The organism is Streptomyces sp. WAC06614, assembly GCF_003949795.1.
In the GTDB taxonomy this organism is placed as follows: domain Bacteria; phylum Actinomycetota; class Actinomycetes; order Streptomycetales; family Streptomycetaceae; genus Streptomyces.
In genome coordinates this window covers 1-14,901 of sequence record NZ_RPRY01000181.1, presented here as the reverse complement: position 1 = coordinate 14,901, position 14,901 = coordinate 1, and the positions used below count along the sequence as shown (strand labels likewise).

The following is a 14,901-nucleotide window of genomic DNA, read 5'->3' as shown; positions in this document are numbered from 1 at the left end:
GGCCAGGGGGCCTTCCAGTACCGGGGCGGTGGGTCTGCCGGTCAAGGTCGTCTCCTCACATCGGGGGGTTGCCGTGCTTGCGGGCGGGGGTCACGGCGTGCTTCGTGCGGAGCATGTCGAGCGCGGCGATCAGGGCACTGCGGGTGTCGGCGGGGTCGATGACGTCGTCGACGAGGCCGCGTTCGGCGGCGTAGTAAGGGTGCATGAGCTCGCTCTTGTATTCCTTGACGAGCTGCCCGCGGACCGCCTCGGGGTCGTCGGCGGCCGCGATCCGGCGGCGGAAGACGACGTTGGCCGCGCCTTCCGCGCCCATCACGGCGATCTCGTTGGCCGGCCAGGCCAGCGCGAGATCGGCGCCGATGGAGCGGGAGTCCATCACGATGTACGCGCCGCCGTACGCCTTGCGCAGCACCAGCGAGATCCGCGGCACGGTGGCGTTGCAGTAGGCGTACAGGAGCTTGGCGCCGTGCCGGATGATGCCGCCGTGCTCCTGGCCGACGCCGGGCAGGAAGCCGGGCACGTCGACCAGGGTGACCAGCGGGATGGAGAAGGCGTCGCAGAGCTGGACGAAGCGGGCGGCCTTCTCGGAGGAGTGGATGTCGAGGACCCCGGCCAGGGACTGCGGCTGGCTGGCGACGATCCCGACGACCCGGCCGTCGAGGCGGGCGAGGGTGGTGATGACGCTGGTGGCCCAGCGCTCGTGGACCTCCATGTGCTCGCCGTCGTCGACGATCTCGGCGATGACCTCGCGCATGTCGTACGGGCGGCTGCCGTCGAGCGGGACCAGGTCGAGCAGGCGCTCGCAGCGGCGGTCGGCGGGGTCGTCGGCGGGGACGGCGGGCGGGGTGGTGCGGTTGTTGGCGGGGAGCATCGACAGCAGGTAGCGGACCTCGGCGATGCAGGTCTCCTCGTCGTCGTACGCGAAGTGCGCCACGCCCGAGGTCTCGGCGTGCACGTCGGCGCCGCCGAGGCCGTTCTGGGTGATCTCCTCGCCGGTGACGGCGCGGACCACGTCGGGGCCGGTGATGAACATCTGCGAGGTCTCGCGGACCATGAAGACGAAGTCCGTCAGGGCCGGGCTGTACGCGGCGCCGCCGGCGCAGGGGCCGAGCATGACGGAGATCTGGGGGATGACGCCCGAGGCCTTGGTGTTGCGCTGGAAGATGCCGCCGTAGCCGGCGAGCGCCGAGACGCCCTCCTGGATCCGGGCGCCCGCGCCGTCGTTCAGCGACACCAGCGGCGCACCGGCCGCGATGGCCATGTCCATGATCTTGTGGATCTTCGTCGCGTGCGCCTCGCCCAGCGCCCCGCCGAAGATGCGGAAGTCGTGGGCGTAGACGAAGACGGTCCGGCCGTCCACGGTGCCCCAGCCCGTGATCACACCGTCGGTGTGCGGGCGCTTGTGCTCCAGCCCGAAGCCGGTGGCCCGGTGTCGGCGCAGCTGCTCGACCTCGTGGAAGGACCCCTCGTCCAGCAGGAGGTCGATCCGTTCCCGCGCGGTCAGCTTGCCCTTGGCGTGCTGCGCCTCGGTGGCGGCGGGGACGCCGTCGAGGACGTCCTGTCGGATGCGGGCGAGTTCTGCGACCCGTTCGGCCATGGTCATGGGCGGGGGCTCCTTGCGGTTCAGCTGGTGCGGAGGGCGACGTAGTCGCAGAGGGCGAGCAGGGCGCGGCGGGCCGGGAGGGCGGGCAGGACGGCCAGCGCGGTACGGGCGCGCTCCAGGCGGCGCTGCATCACGGCCTCGGTCTCGGCGAGGGCCGAGGAGCGCGCGAACAGCTCCAGGGCGCGCGGCAGGGCGGCGGGCGGGACCGGGCCGGCGGCGAGCAGGGCCCGCAGTTCGGCGTCGTCGGGGTCGGTGCTCTCGCGGGCGAGGAGCACCGGCAGGCTGGGGACGCCGGCCAGCAGGTCCTTGCCGCGTTCCTTGCCGGTGAGCCCGGCGCAGGAGGTCAGGTCGAGCAGGTCGTCGGCTATCTGGAAGGCGATGCCGAGCTGTTCGCCGTACTCGGTGAGGGCGGCGGCGGCGGACGCGGGCGCACCGGCCTGTACGGCGCCGATGCCCAGGGACATGGCGAGCAGCGCCGCGGTCTTGCCGGCGGCCACGTGGAAGTAGTGGGTGACGGGGTCCTCGTCGGGGGCGGGGCCGGCCAGTTCCCGCAGCTGGCCGGCGACGAGGCGGCCGGCGGTGCGGGCATTGAGGTGGACGGCGGCCGGTCCGAGGTCGGCGGCGAGCTGCGCGGCGCGGGCCAGCAGCAGGTCCCCGCCGAGGACGGCGGCGCGCTCGCCGAACCGGGCGTGCACGCTGGGCACGCCGTGCCGGGTGGCGGCGCCGTCCATGACGTCGTCGTGGTGGAGCGAGGCGATGTGGACCAGTTCGGCGATGGTGGCCGCCTGGGTGACGCCCTCGGCCCAGGGGTCACCGAACTCGGCGCCGAGCAGCACCAGCAGGGGGCGCAGCCGCTTGCCGCCGGCGTCGGCGAGATGGCCGGTGAGGGCGGTGACGCGCGGGTCGAAGGCGGCGTGGGCGGTGGCCTGGAGCCATTTCTCGGCGCGGGCCAGGGATTCCCGCATTCTGCTTTCGAACTCGGGTTCCTCCGGGACGAGCCGGGCGATCAGCCGGGCGGCGGGAAGGTCCGACGGCGCTGCCGTACCGGCCCCGTACTCGTGAACAGCGCTCATGGCCCCTCCGCGCGACAACCGGACATTGATTTCCCGTATGGGTATTCGACAGCATCGACAGGCGGCCGGGGCCCTTACAACAGGGCTGACATGAAGGTGCCAGTAGGGCCTTCGCGCGCCCATGACCAGGGATGTGGCAGCTTCCTGCCACAGGTGCCGACGGGGGGAACCCGCGACGGAAGAAGAAACCGGTAGCTCCGCATCCGCCGGACAAACCGGCTTCAGCCAGGGGGGAATTGACAGCAACCGGACATGCGAGGGGGAGCCTTTCTCCTCCGTGACTAGGCTCCCGGGGACATTTCTCTGCCCTCCGTACGCTTGTGAAGGAGTCTCATGTTCGGACGGATCGGACGCTTCGCCGTCCTCCGGCCCTGGGTGACCATCTCGGCCTGGCTGATCGCGGCGGTCGCGCTGGCCGCCCTGGCCCCGCAGCTCAAGTCGACCAGCGACCAGGCCGAATTCCTGCCCTCCTCCTACGAATCCGTCCAGGCGGCGAAGGCACAGGAGCGCGCTTTCCCCCAGCATGAGCAGCCCGCGGCCGTGGCCGTGTTCCAGCGGACGGACAAGAAGGCCCTCACGGAGTCCGACAAGGCGGCCGTCGCCAAGGTGGCGGCCGGACTCCAGGACAAGGGCCTGACGAAGGTCAAGGCGGTCACGACCGGCCCGGAGGCCGTCTCGCCCAACGGTGAGATCGCGCTGGCGCAGGTCCTCGCCACGGTCAAGGACCCCTACGACCCGGAACTCGGCGAATCCGTCAGGAAACTGCGTGAAGAGGCCCGGCCCCTGCTCTCGGGGACGGATCTGACGATGGGCCTGACCGGCGCCGCCGCCAGCGCGGTGGACGCCAAGGAGGCCTCCGGGGACACCGACGCCATGATCATGTCGGCCACGCTGCTGCTCATCGTGGTCCTGCTGCTCGTCATCTTCCGCAGCCCGCTCATCGCGATCCTGCCGGTCGTGATCATCAGCCTGGCCTTCATGGTGGCCACCGGACTGATCTCGACGGCCGCCGAGCTCGGTGGGCTGAAGGCGGACGCCTCCATCTCGGCCATCCTCATCGTGGTCCTCTTCGGCGTCGGCACCGACTACCTCCTCTTCCTCCTCTTCCGCTACCGCGAGCAGCTGCGCGGCGGCCAGGACCCCAAGCAGGCCATGATCAGCGCGGTGGCGCTGGTGGGCGAGACCATCGCCTCCGCCGCCGGCGCGGTCGTCGTCGCGTTCCTCGCCCTGCTGCTGTCCACCATGGGCATGCTGCGGGCCATGGGTCCCTCGCTCGCGATCTCGGTGGCGGTGGCGCTGCTGGCCGGGCTGACCCTGGTGCCGGCGGTGTTCTCGCTGCTGGGCACGAAGGCGTTCTGGCCGTCGAAGGCGTGGCGCAAGGAGCCGAAGAACGCCCTCGCCGGCCGGATCGGCTCGGCCGCCGCCCGCCGCCCCGGCGTCATCGCCGGGGTCAGCGCGGCGGTGCTCGCGGTGCTCGCCGTCGGAGTGCTCGGCTTCCGGCCGGAGTTCGACGCCGACAGCTCCCTGCCGCAGGACCTGGAGTCCGTCACCGCCATGAAGGACCTCCAGCGCGGCTTCTCGGCCGGGCAGACGGACCCGACCACGGTCTACCTGGAGAAGCGGGACGGAACGCCGCTGGACCGCGGCCAGCTCGACGCCTTCGGCGCCGCCCTGCGGATCGAGGGCGTCGGCGAGGTCTCCCCCGCCCAGGCCGGCGCGGACGGCAGCATCGCCCGGTACAGCGTCGTACTGACCTACCGCCCCACCGAGGACAAGGCCCTGGACCTGGTGTCCGGGCCGCTGCGGGACGCCGCCCACCGGGCGGCGCCCGACGGTACCCGGGCGCTGGTCGGCGGCACCTCCGCGGTGCTCGCCGACATCAGCACGGCCGTCAACCGTGACTACCGGGTGGTCTTCCCGGCCGCCGGCCTCGCCATCATGCTCATCCTGGGCCTGCTGCTGCGCAGCGTGGTCGCCCCGCTGTACCTCATGGCGTCGGTCGCCCTCGGGTTCGCCGCGACCCTCGGCGCGACCGTCTGGGTGTTCCAGACGGGCGCGGGCGAGAAGGGGCTGCTGTTCACCCTGCCCGTGGTGGTCTACCTCTTCGTGGTGGCCATCGGCACGGACTACAACATCCTCATGGTCTCCCGGCTGCGGGAGGAGATCGGTGCCGGGCGGGCCCCGCGCGAGGCCGTCCGCCGGGCCGTCTCCGCGTCCGCGCCCACCATCGCGGCCGCCGCGGTCATCCTGGCCGGCACCTTCGGTGTGCTGATGCTCGCCGAGAACTCCATGCTCCAGCAGATGGGCTTCGCCGTCGCGTTCGGCATCCTGCTCACCGCCTTCGTCATGGCCCTGCTGCTGGTCCCCACCCTGACCAGCCTGCTCGGCCACCGCGCCTGGTGGCCCGGGCACGAGCTGACCCTGCCGTCCACGGCGGCCGCCCCCGGCGGTGCGGGCACGGCCGGGTCCTCCGCGGGGAAGGGTTCCCGGGCGGACGACCCGAGCCTGGTGTGACGGTTCCCCCACGGGCCCCCGCGCGGCTTCGCGCGGGGGCCCGGCACCCCGTCCGACCAGGCAATGTCACCTTCCTGCCAAGGTTGTGACGGCCCGTCCGCCCGGCCCGGATCCCCGCCTACGCTCCGTTGCGACCACTCACGAGGGAAGGCTTGGGGAATTGCGCAACCGAAACACGCTCGCCGCCGTGCTCGCCGCCGGAATGCTGTCGCTGACGCTCACCGCCGGTACCGCCTCCGCCACCGAGGCCGCCGGTGCGGCCGGCGCGCCGGCCGAGCGGACCTCCTGCGGCGAGGTGCGCCTGACGGGGGAACTGCCCGCGCCGCCGGCCGGCATGGCCGTCCAGCAGCAGGTCACGATCGGCGAGGACTGCCGGCCGGTCCTCGGTGAGGTCACGTTCGTCCCCGCACGTGACGGCGCGGCGGCGAAGAAGTCCGCCGCCGCGCCCGCGGGGGTGGCCGCGGCGGCCACGACCGCCGGTACCACGCGCCAGTTCAAGAGCTGGAACGAGATGTTCGACTGCTGCAACATCCGGATGACCGGCCTGTACACGACCTCGCAGTGGACGACGGACGGCGCCCGCATCACCACGGCCACCACCGACGCCACGCAGCAGTGGAACCGCGAGCCGTGGAACGCCGGCTGGAGCCTGAAGTCGGCGACGCAGAACACCGACTGCGCCACCGACTGCACCGCCTCGCGGACCGAGGCGCACGCCGACTTCACCTACAAGGGCATCTTCGACGTCACGGGCGGCTGGTACGCCAACACCCACCACTCGTACGTCGACCTGAACGCCGACGGGAGCGCCACCTGCCGCTTCGACGTCCAGCTGCGGCACACGTTCATCGGCTGGAACTGGCAGCGCGGCTGCCAGTGACCGCGCCGGGCGCGGCCACCGAGATCAGCCGCGCCCAGTGCGCGTGATCGCCCTTCTCGCCGATGAGCCCGCCGTCGGCCTCCACCCACGCGTGGGGGCTGAACGGCGGGCTCATCAGCGTTCCCACGCACCATGTCGGCCAGTGGCCGCCGAGCCGGCAGGTCAGTGCCACGGCCACGGACCGGGGCAGGCAGCTGCGCTGCCCGTTCATGCGCAGGCTCGCGGCGAGCACGAGCTCACGGGCCTCGGTGGCCTGCGCCGCGGTCGACGGGACGGCGCCGCGCGCGACCCGGGTCAGCACCCGTTCCAGCCGGTGCGGGGCGAGCCGGGTGAGCAGGTGCGCCGCGCCGACGGCCGTACGGGCGGCCAGCCGGCGGCGCAGCGGGAAGCGGGTGCGGTCGGCCGGCAGGGCCGTGGTCACGCTCACGCCGCCACCACTCCCGCCTCGGCCATGGCCGCCAGGACCGTGTCGACGTCCGCCGCGGCCCGCTCGGCGTCGACGTCGTACTCCTCGGTGAGGCGGCGGACGGCGTCCTCGGCCCGGCCCCCGTCCAGCAGGACGCCCACGATCGTGGCCGAGGTGGGGTTGAGCTGCCAGTACCCGCCCGACCTGGTGTCGAGCAGCACGGCGCCGTACTCGGTGGCGGCGAGCTTGAGGTACGCGCGGTGCACGAGTTTCATGCCAGGGCTCCTTGGGTCGTCAGGACGGTGCGCAGCCACATCTCGGCCGCGAGGGTCGACACGAAGCGCTCGTCGCGCAGTTCGGGCGAGGAGGCGGCGGAGCACAGGCGGCGCAGGGCCGCCTCGTCCACCAGGCCGGCGCGGCCGAGCAGGCTGTCCTCCCACAGCCCCGTCAGCGCCGCGCGGTTGCGGTAGAGGCCGGCGGCGGCGTCCATGGTGCCCTCGCCCTTGGTGGCGCGGGACAGGGAGCGGCGGGGCACCAGTCCGTCCATCGCGCGGACCAGCACCGGCTTGTACGCCCAGGGGTCGACCCGGTCCTCGACACGGACCGAGAGGGCCGCGTCCACGACCCGGTCGTCAAGGAAGGGGGCGGACATGGGTACGCCGGCCGCCCGGCCGGCCGCCTCGGCGGCCTCGTTGTCGCGGGCGAGCTGGTGGAGGGCCCACAGTTCGACGTGCCGGCCCGGGGTGGGCCCGTACGGCTCGGCCGTGGCGACGGCCTCGGCCAGTTCCCGCTCCAGCAGGTGCAGACAGTCCTCGGTGAGCCAGGAGGCCGGGCAGGGCGGGTACAGCCAGCCCAGCGAGGGCCGGCCCGGCATCGGCGCCGGTGCGCCGCGCAGGGAGACCGATGCCAGGGCCCGGCGGTATCCGCGGCGGTCGGCGAGCTGGCGGACGACGGGCAGCAGCGGCCAGGAGAGCATCGCGCGGAATCCGCCGAGGCGGCGCAGGGCGGCCAGCGGACGCCGGGCGACGAGCGCGTGCAGGTGGTGGGGCAGGCCGACGAACAGGTTGTCCCCGCCGTTGCCGGTCAGATGAAGCCGGGAGCCGCGGGCGGCCATCCGGCGGGGCAGAACGGTGGCACGACGGCGGGAGGCGACCAGCGCGTTGGGGGCGTCGAGCGGCAGCCCGGGGTCGTCGAAGCCGTCGTAGAACGTGGGCAGTTCCTCGTTCGGAAGGATGAAGTGCTCGACCCCGGGCAGGTCCTCGGCGGCCCAGCGGGCCCAGCGGCCGTCCTCGTTGAAGGCCTCGTCGCCGGTGGAGGTGCAGGCCACGATCCGGGCGCGGGGATCCCGGGCGGCGAGGAAGCTGATGCTGGTGGAGTCCAGGCCGCCGGAGAGGTCGGCACTGATCAGCCCGCCGGGGGCGGTACGGACCTCCACCGCGTCGAGCAGGGCCTCCCGGACCGCGGCGGCGCCTTGTTCCAGGGAGGTGGCGGGCTCCGGGGGCCGGTGCCAGCGCCGGTAGGAGGACGCTCCGTCGGGCCGGGCCAGCAGGGCGGTGCCCGCGGGGACGGCGGTGACCGCCGACCACAGCGGGCGCTGGTCGAGCGGGGCCGGCGCCATGCCCAGCAGGCTCACGGCCACGGCGGTCGGGTCCGGTTCGAGCCCGGCCAGGCGGGCCAGTGCCACGGCGCGGTCCCCGGCGACCAGGGTGGCGCCGGTGCGGGTGTGGAAGACGCGCCGGGCGCCGTAGGCGGAGCCCTGGACGCGCAGGGCGCCGTCCACGGAGGCGAGCAGGTGGAACTGGCCGGGCAGGGTGGGGGCCAGCCCGTCCAGTTCCGCCGGGTCGCTCAGCAGGCCGGCCCGGCGCTCCAGCGCGCCGGCCACGGACTGCGGGAAGGTACCGATCAGGGCGAGGGCGGTACGGCCCGCCCGCGCCACGAGAAGTCCGGCCGGTTCCCACCGGCCGACGATCCAGTCGCGTCCGGAGGCATGGGCCACGGACCGAAGGCCGGGCTGTTCCTCGCGCAGGTGCCGGGCCACGGCGGACGCAGCCTCGTTGTCAGGGAATACGAAGAAGAACGGTGCGCCGCGGTCCGGCATCATCAGCTCCTGCGAGAGATCCGGGAATTACAGCCAGCCGCGAATGCCCTTCCAGTCCCAGAATCCGGCGGGGAGACCCATGCCGGTGTCGGCGCGGAAGGAACCGGCGGCGGCGAATACCGGCGCCTCGTAGGCCTTCTTCATCATGGCTCTTTCCTTTCGGTTGACGGGAAATGAATCCCAGCAGGACAGCCCTACCTATTCAAATTTCCGCCTCGGCGCCCGGCAGCTCAACGCGCCTGACCACTTCGAGCCGTTGTGGCAGCAAGCTGACAGCGGCACGGTGGACGCATCCCGCGGTTTTTTAGAATTCCCGGTCCGGTTGCTCACGTGACGATCAGATTGGCAGCCTCCTCCTATGACAACCGAAGTCAGCCGCACCCCGGCCCCCCCGGCGGTCCTGGACACCCCGCCGCCACCGCGGTGGGCGGTCTGGGCCGCACACGCCGTCCCGCTGATCGCGCTGCCGTCGACCCTGTGGCGCCTGGCCATGACCGCCGGCGTGCCGGTGGGCTACAGCGAGGAGGTGCTGCGCACCGACTACGGGCTGCCCGGCACCGGATACCTGATCCTTCCGCTGATCTCCCTGGCCCAGGAGGGCGCGGCGCTGCTGACGCTGGGTCTGGTCCGGGACTGGGGACTGGTCGCGCCGCGCCGGCTGCCGTTCATCGGCGGGCGTCCGGTGCGCACCGGGGCGGCCGTGACGGCGGCGCTGCTCGGTGCCCTGGTCATGACCGCGGTGACGGTCAGCCAGCTCCTGCTGTGGGACACCGTCGACCAGGGCAATCTGACCGGCACGCACCGGACCGTGATGGGCTGGCTGTACGCGCCGTTGCTGCTGTGGGGGCCGCTGCTGGCGCTGGTGACCCTGTCGTACGCCCTGCGGCGCCGCAGCCGGCGATGAACACGGCCGTTCTGGTCCTGCTGGCCGCGCTCTCCCTGACGGTCTTCGTCGCCGGACTGGCCTCCGGGGCCCGGCGGCTGCTCGGGGTCCGGCTCGGCAAGGGACGCGCGGTGCTGACGGGTGTGGTCGGGCTGGCCGCGGGCACGCTGGTCAGCTATCCGCTGCGTGATGTGCAGCCCCTGGCCCTGATCACGCTGGAGGTCGGCGTCTCCCTCGTGGTGGCCATGCTGTTCCTGGCCGCCACCGAGGTGCTGGTGCCCTCGGGCACGGTCCGCGGACTGGTGCGGCTGCCCGGTTCGGTGCGGCGCAGCTTCGCCCGCGCCCGCCGCTACGCACGGCTGAGCCGGATCTTCGTCCGGCACGGGCTCGGCCGCTTCGTCAGCGGCCGCTCGCGGCGCGGGCCGGAGGCGGCGGCCGAGCGCGCGGCGCTCGCCCCGTCGCTGCGGCTGGCGCTGGAGGAGGCCGGGGTGACCTTCGTCAAGCTGGGGCAGGTGATGTCCACCCGGTACGACCTGCTCCCGCAGGAGTTCATCGAGGAACTGAGCTCGTTGCAGGACCAGGCCTCGCCGGAGCCGTGGGAGGCCGTCGAGCGGGTGCTCCAGGAGGAGCTGGGGGCGCCGCCGGGCGAGGTGTTCGCCGAGTTCGACCCCAGGCCCGTGGCCGCGGGGTCCATCGCCCAGGTGCACCGGGCGCGGCTGGCCTGCGGGCAGCAGGTCGCGGTGAAGGTGCAGCGGCCCGGGGCGCGCGAGATCGTGGTGGACGACCTGGACATCCTCTACCGGTTCGCGGCCCGGCTGGAGCAGCACACGGACTGGGGCCGCAGCGTGGGTGCGCTCACCCTGGCGCAGGGGTTCGCCGTATCGGTCCAGGAGGAGCTGGACTTCCGTATCGAGGCGCGCAACACGCTGTCGGTGGCCGCGGCGATCAAGGCGGCCGGCGGGGACTCGGTGATCCGGGTGCCGGAGGTCCACCAGGACCTGTCGGGCAAGCGGGTGCTGGTCACCGAGTGGATGGCGGGCACGCCGCTGCACAGCGTGTCGGGGCTGCTGGACGAGCGCGGGCTGGACCGCCATGCGTTGGCCAGCGCCATGCTGGAGTGCCTGCTGGGTCAGATCATGACCAGTGGTGTCTTCCACGCCGATCCGCACCCGGGCAATCTGCTGCTGCTCGACGACGGCCGGCTCGGCATGCTCGACTTCGGCTCGGTCGGGCGGATCGACCGTGCGCTGCGAGGGACCCTGGGCGGGATGCTGCTGGCCCTGCACCGCGGTGACCCGGCCGGGCTGGCGGACGCGCTGCTGGCGCTGGTGGTGCACCCCGAGCACATAGATGAGCGGAAGCTGGAGCGGGCGCTCGGCCAGTTCCTGGCACGGCACTTCGCTCCCGGGGTCAAACCGGACCGGGAGATGTTCGCCGACCTGTTCGCCATCGTCTCGCGGCACGGGATCAGCGTGCCGCCGGAGATAGCGGCCGTGTTCCGGGCGCTGGCCACCATGGAAGGGTCGCTGGACCGTCTGGTGCCCGGCTTCGACATCGTCGCGGAGGCGCGCTCGTTCGCCGTCACCCAGCACCTGCGCAAGCTGCGGCCGGAGGCGCTCGGCCGGTCGGTGACCGAGGAACTGCTGGGACTGGTGCCCATGCTGCGCCGGCTGCCGCGGCGGATCGAGCGGATCGGTGCGGCGGTGGAGGGCGGCCAGCTCACGGTCGGGGTCCGGCTGTTCGCGGATCCCGAGGACCGGCGGTTCCTGCGTTCGCTGGTCCACGAGGTGCTGCTGGCGTTCCTCGGCGGGGTGATCGGGCTGGTCGGCGTGCAGTTGCTGCGGACCGAGGGCGGCCCGATGCTCGGCAAGGGCTTCGGTCTGTTCGACCTGTTCGGCTACAACCTGCTGGTGATCAGCTCGGTGCTGGTGGTGCGGGTGCTGTTCATGATGATCGGCTCCGGCCACCGGCGCTGAGACGGCCGGCCGCATGGCGGTCCGCGCGGGCCCGGCCCCCGTCGAGGGGGCCGGGCCCGTGTGCGTCGTGGCGCGCCCGCGGGCGCTGCCGGGCGCCGCGGCCCTGCGGGCTCAGCGCCGGGCGGCGGCCCGCTGGTAGGCGCGGCCGGCCAGCGGGATCACGACGGCGAGCAGGACGAGCAGCACCACGAGGGCGGCGACGACCGGGTGTTCGGAAGGGAAGGCGCCGCTGGAGGTGCCGCGCTCGTTGCCGAACAGGTCGCGGGCGGCGGAGACCACCGCGCTGACCGGGTTCCACTCCACGACCACGCGCATCCAGCCGGGCAGGCCCTCCGGCGGCACGAAGGCGTTGGAGAGGAAGGCCAGCGGCATCATCACCACGCCGGACAGGGCGCTGACCGCCTCGGGGCTGCGCAGGCTCAGCCCGACCAGGGCACCCAGCCACGACATCGCGAAGCCCATCAGGAGCAGCAGGCCGAAGCCGGCCAGGGTCTGGAGCACGCCGTTGTGCGCCCGCCAGCCGATCAGATAGCCGACCACGGCCATGATGGCGCTGGTCCAGGCGACCAGGACCAGGTCGGCGGTGGTGCGGCCGAGCAGGACCGAGGAGCGGGAGATCGGCAGCGCGCGGAAGCGGTCCACCAGGCCGTTGTTGAGGTCCTCCACGACGCCGACGGCGGTGGTGGTGAGGTTGGCCAGCATCACCTGGGCGAAGATGCCGGCCATGATGTACTCCTTGTAGCCGCCCTGGCCGGGTACCTGCATGGCGCTGCCGAACAGGTACCCGAAGACGAGGACGAAGGCCACCGGCATCACGGTGATGCCGAGGAGCTGTTCCGGCATGCGCCGGATGTGCCGCATCTGGCGGCCCGCGAGTGCGAACGAGTCGCTGAGCACCTCGGTCATGCCGCCTGCATCTCCTTCTCGTCCCGCTCCTGCGCGGTCCGGTCGTCCTGCTGCGCCGGTCCGGCGGATCCGGCGGGGTGTGCGTCCTGGTCCGGCCGGCCGGTCAGGGCCAGGAAGACGTCGTCCAGGGAGGAGCGGCGGACGGCGAAGTCCTGGGGCTCGATGCCGAGCCGCTCCAGACCGGTGGCGGCCGCGGCGATGGTGTTGACCCCGCCGGCCAGCGGCACCGAGACCGTACGGTGTTCCCGGTCCACGACCGGCTCCTGCGGGGAGACGTCGGCCAGCACCCGGGTGGCGGCGGCCAGGTCGGCGGCGGAGCTCACGGAGACCTCCAGCCGCTCTCCGCCGACCTCGCGCTTGAGCTCGTCGGGGGTGCCGTCGGCGATGACCACGCCCTTGTCGATGACCGCGATCCGGTCGGCGAGCTGGTCGGCCTCCTCCAGGTACTGGGTGGTCAGGAGCACGGTCACGCCGTTGTCCACCTGCTCCTTGATCATCTCCCAGAGGGCGAGCCGGCTGGTGAGGTCCAGGCCCGTGGTCGGCTCGTCCAGGAAGAGCACCGGGGGGCTGGCCACGAGGCTCGCCGCGAGGTCGAGGCGGCGGCGCATGCCGCCCGAGTACGTCTTGGCCATCCGGTCGGCGGCGTCCACCAGGCCGAACTTCTCCAGCAGTTCGTCGGCACGGGCCCGGGCGCCCTTGCGGCCCAGGCGCAGCAGGGTGCCGATGAGCTGGAGGTTCTCGCGGCCGCTGAGCCGCTCGTCGACGGCCGCGTACTGGCCGGTGAGGCCCACGTTGGCGCGGATGAGCTTGGCCTGGGTCGCCAGGTCGTAGCCGGCGACGGTGGCGCGGCCCTCGTCCGGGTCGAGCAGGGTCGCGAGGATGCGCACGGTGGTGGTCTTGCCCGCCCCGTTGGGTCCGAGCACCCCCAGGACGGTGCCCGCGGGGACCTCCAGGTTGATGCCGTCGAGCGCCTGGTGGTCGCCGTAGCGCTTGCGGAGGCCCTCCGCCGAGATTGCCGTTTCCATGACGGCCACTCCTTTGCTGCGTGGTGCGTGTGTGTGGTCGGGGCGGGTCAGCGGACGAGGGCCGGCTGCCCGGCGAGCTTCTCCAGGACGACCCGGCCGATCTCGGCCGCCGGTCCGGGCTGGAGCAGGTGTCCGTGGTGCGCGTGCACCGGGTGGGTGGTGACGGCACCGGCCACGTACGGCTCCCAGGCGGCGACCGAGTCCACCGTCTTGGCCGCGGGGTCGTCGGTGCCGGCCGTGGAGACGAAGAGCAGCAGCTCGCCGTCGAAGCGGCGCGGCCGGTAGGCGGCGCTGAGCACGTGGTTGTTGATGCCGACCTTCACGAAGGCCGAGATGTGGTGCTCCTCCAGGCTGCCGAGCGCGCTGTCCCGGCTGCGGATCAGTTCCATGGCCCGCCGGTGGTCCAGGGGCTGGGAGCGCACCTCGGCGAGGTCGAAGCCGACGAAGTCCAGGAGGGTCTCCAGGACGTCCCGCTCGGTGGGCAGGGTGTAGTCGTCGTCCTGCCAGGACTCGTCGTACGGGGTCTGGTCCAGGTTGGCCAGCAGGGCCACCCGCTCCCCCGCCTCGGTGAGCTGCGTGGCGATTTCGTGGGCGACGAGGCCGCCGAAGGACCAGCCGAGGAGGTGGTAGGGGCCGGCGGGCTGGACCGAGCGGATCTGCTCGACGTAGTCGGCGGCCATCTCCTCGACGCTGGTGGCGATGGCGCCCTCGCCGTCGAGGCCGCGGGCCTGGAGGCCGTAGACCGGGTACTCCCCCGCGATGTGCGCGAGCAGGGTCGAGTACGGCCAGCTCAGGCCGCCCGCGCCGTGGACGCAGAACAGCGGGGGCCGCTCGCCGCCGGTGCGCAGCGGCAGCAGCACCTCGAAGCCGTCGCCGTCCTGGCCGGTGCCGAGCTTGTCGGTGAGCTGGGCGACGGTCGGCGTCTCGAAGATGCCGCGGTTGCTCAGCTTGACCCCGAGGACGGAACGGATGCGGCTGACGAGCTGGATGGAGGTGATGCTGTCGCCGCCCAGCTCGAAGAAGCTGTCGTCGATGCCCACCCGGTCGACCTTGAGCACCTCGGCGAAGAGGCCGCACAGGACCTCCTCCTGGGCCGAGCGGGGGCCTCGGCCGCCGGGGGCGGCGTCGGCCCCGGGAGCGGGGAGCTGCTTGCGGTCCAGCTTGCCGTTGACGGTCAGCGGGAGGGCGTCGAGGGCGACGACGGCGGCCGGGACCATGTAGTCGGGCAGAGTGGCGCCGATGTGGGCGCGCAGGGCCTCCGCGTCGAAGACGGTGCCGGCGGCCGGGACGACGTAGGCGGCCAGACGCTTGAGGCCGGGGCTGTCCTCGCGGACGACCACGGCGTTCTGCGCGACCGAGGGGTGAGTTGCCAGGACCGTCTCGATCTCGCCGAGCTCGATCCGGAAACCGCGCACCTTGACCTGGTCGTCGGAGCGGCCCAGGTACTCCAGCTCCCCCGTCCGCGACCACCGGGCGACATCACCCGTGCGGTACATGCGGCTGCCCGCCGGACCGTAGGGGTCCGCCACGAAACGCT

The 14,901-nt window shown here is 72.9% G+C and carries 13 protein-coding genes; 4 read left to right on the top strand and 9 right to left on the bottom strand.

Annotation, left to right across the window (positions count from 1 at the left end; genetic code table 11):
* Positions 1-55: 55 nt before the first annotated feature.
* Together EF918_RS22595 and EF918_RS22590 are read right to left on the bottom strand one after the other, a co-directional pair.
* Positions 56-1,597, bottom strand: coding sequence for an acyl-CoA carboxylase subunit beta (locus EF918_RS22595; protein WP_125649736.1), 1,542 nt, complete (start codon positions 1,595-1,597; stop codon positions 56-58).
* A gap of 26 nt (positions 1,598-1,623) precedes the next feature.
* Positions 1,624-2,676, bottom strand: a complete 1,053-nt coding sequence (locus tag EF918_RS22590; protein WP_125649730.1) for a polyprenyl synthetase family protein — start codon at positions 2,674-2,676, stop codon at positions 1,624-1,626.
* Between the two features lie 333 nt (positions 2,677-3,009).
* Here EF918_RS22590 and EF918_RS22585 point away from each other — a divergent pair, with 333 nt between their 5' ends.
* Both EF918_RS22585 and EF918_RS22580 read left to right on the top strand, forming a co-directional pair.
* Positions 3,010-5,190: an MMPL family transporter gene (locus EF918_RS22585; RefSeq protein WP_125649727.1), complete on the top strand. Its 2,181-nt coding sequence runs from the start codon at positions 3,010-3,012 to the stop codon at positions 5,188-5,190.
* Positions 5,191-5,350: 160 nt separating this feature from the next.
* Positions 5,351-6,070: a hypothetical protein gene (locus EF918_RS22580; RefSeq protein WP_125649724.1), complete on the top strand. Its 720-nt coding sequence runs from the start codon at positions 5,351-5,353 to the stop codon at positions 6,068-6,070.
* Here EF918_RS22580 and EF918_RS22575 read toward each other — a convergent pair.
* Genes EF918_RS22575 through EF918_RS22560 form a run of 4 tightly spaced genes read right to left on the bottom strand, consistent with a single transcriptional unit; the run spans position 6,036 to position 8,721 of the window.
* Positions 6,036-6,497, bottom strand: a complete 462-nt coding sequence (locus EF918_RS22575; RefSeq protein ID WP_260610508.1) for a lasso peptide biosynthesis B2 protein — start codon at positions 6,495-6,497, stop codon at positions 6,036-6,038. The two genes, EF918_RS22580 and EF918_RS22575, sit on opposite strands and share 35 nt — an antisense overlap.
* Positions 6,494-6,751, bottom strand: coding sequence for a lasso peptide biosynthesis PqqD family chaperone (locus tag EF918_RS22570; RefSeq protein WP_125649721.1), 258 nt, complete (start codon positions 6,749-6,751; stop codon positions 6,494-6,496). The genes EF918_RS22575 and EF918_RS22570 overlap by 4 nt, the downstream gene beginning before the upstream one ends.
* Positions 6,748-8,577, bottom strand: coding sequence for an asparagine synthase-related protein (locus EF918_RS22565; protein WP_125649718.1), 1,830 nt, complete (start codon positions 8,575-8,577; stop codon positions 6,748-6,750). Before EF918_RS22565 ends, EF918_RS22570 begins: the two co-directional genes overlap by 4 nt.
* A 24-nt stretch (positions 8,578-8,601) precedes the next feature.
* Complete coding sequence (locus EF918_RS22560; protein WP_125649715.1) at positions 8,602-8,721, bottom strand: keywimysin-related RiPP; 120 nt, start codon at positions 8,719-8,721, stop codon at positions 8,602-8,604.
* A gap of 211 nt (positions 8,722-8,932) precedes the next feature.
* Here EF918_RS22560 and EF918_RS22555 point away from each other — a divergent pair, with 211 nt between their 5' ends.
* Entirely contained in the window at positions 8,933-9,478 is a 546-nt protein-coding gene (locus EF918_RS22555; RefSeq protein WP_125649712.1) for a hypothetical protein, read from the top strand.
* Entirely contained in the window at positions 9,475-11,433 is a 1,959-nt protein-coding gene (locus tag EF918_RS22550; protein WP_125649708.1) for an AarF/ABC1/UbiB kinase family protein, read from the top strand. Before EF918_RS22555 ends, EF918_RS22550 begins: the two co-directional genes overlap by 4 nt.
* A gap of 111 nt (positions 11,434-11,544) precedes the next feature.
* On the opposite strand, the gene EF918_RS22545 is transcribed toward EF918_RS22550, so the two are convergent.
* The 3 genes from EF918_RS22545 to EF918_RS22535 form a co-directional block, all read right to left on the bottom strand.
* On the bottom strand, positions 11,545-12,339 hold the full coding sequence (locus EF918_RS22545; RefSeq protein WP_125649705.1) for an ABC transporter permease: 795 nt from the start codon (positions 12,337-12,339) through the stop codon (positions 11,545-11,547).
* Positions 12,336-13,364: an ATP-binding cassette domain-containing protein gene (locus EF918_RS22540; protein ID WP_125649702.1), complete on the bottom strand. Its 1,029-nt coding sequence runs from the start codon at positions 13,362-13,364 to the stop codon at positions 12,336-12,338. The genes EF918_RS22545 and EF918_RS22540 overlap by 4 nt, the downstream gene beginning before the upstream one ends.
* Positions 13,365-13,411: 47 nt before the next feature.
* Positions 13,412-14,901: alpha/beta fold hydrolase (locus tag EF918_RS22535; protein ID WP_125649699.1), on the bottom strand; the 1,490-nt coding region annotated here is incomplete at its 5' end.

Excerpts from the sequence above, each read along its gene's own strand:
- EF918_RS22595 (WP_125649736.1), bottom strand. The coding sequence starts at position 1,597 with ATGGCCGAACGGGTCGCAGAACTCGCCCGCATCCGACAGGACGTCCTC.
- EF918_RS22590 (WP_125649730.1), bottom strand. The coding sequence starts at position 2,676 with ATGAGCGCTGTTCACGAGTACGGGGCCGGTACGGCAGCGCCGTCGGAC.
- EF918_RS22585 (WP_125649727.1), top strand. The coding sequence starts at position 3,010 with ATGTTCGGACGGATCGGACGCTTCGCCGTCCTCCGGCCCTGGGTGACC.
- EF918_RS22570 (WP_125649721.1), bottom strand. The coding sequence starts at position 6,751 with ATGAAACTCGTGCACCGCGCGTACCTCAAGCTCGCCGCCACCGAGTAC.
- EF918_RS22565 (WP_125649718.1), bottom strand. The coding sequence starts at position 8,577 with ATGATGCCGGACCGCGGCGCACCGTTCTTCTTCGTATTCCCTGACAAC.
- EF918_RS22560 (WP_125649715.1), bottom strand. The coding sequence starts at position 8,721 with ATGATGAAGAAGGCCTACGAGGCGCCGGTATTCGCCGCCGCCGGTTCC.
- EF918_RS22555 (WP_125649712.1), top strand. The coding sequence starts at position 8,933 with ATGACAACCGAAGTCAGCCGCACCCCGGCCCCCCCGGCGGTCCTGGAC.
- EF918_RS22550 (WP_125649708.1), top strand. The coding sequence starts at position 9,475 with ATGAACACGGCCGTTCTGGTCCTGCTGGCCGCGCTCTCCCTGACGGTC.
- EF918_RS22545 (WP_125649705.1), bottom strand. The coding sequence starts at position 12,339 with ATGACCGAGGTGCTCAGCGACTCGTTCGCACTCGCGGGCCGCCAGATG.
- EF918_RS22540 (WP_125649702.1), bottom strand. The coding sequence starts at position 13,364 with ATGGAAACGGCAATCTCGGCGGAGGGCCTCCGCAAGCGCTACGGCGAC.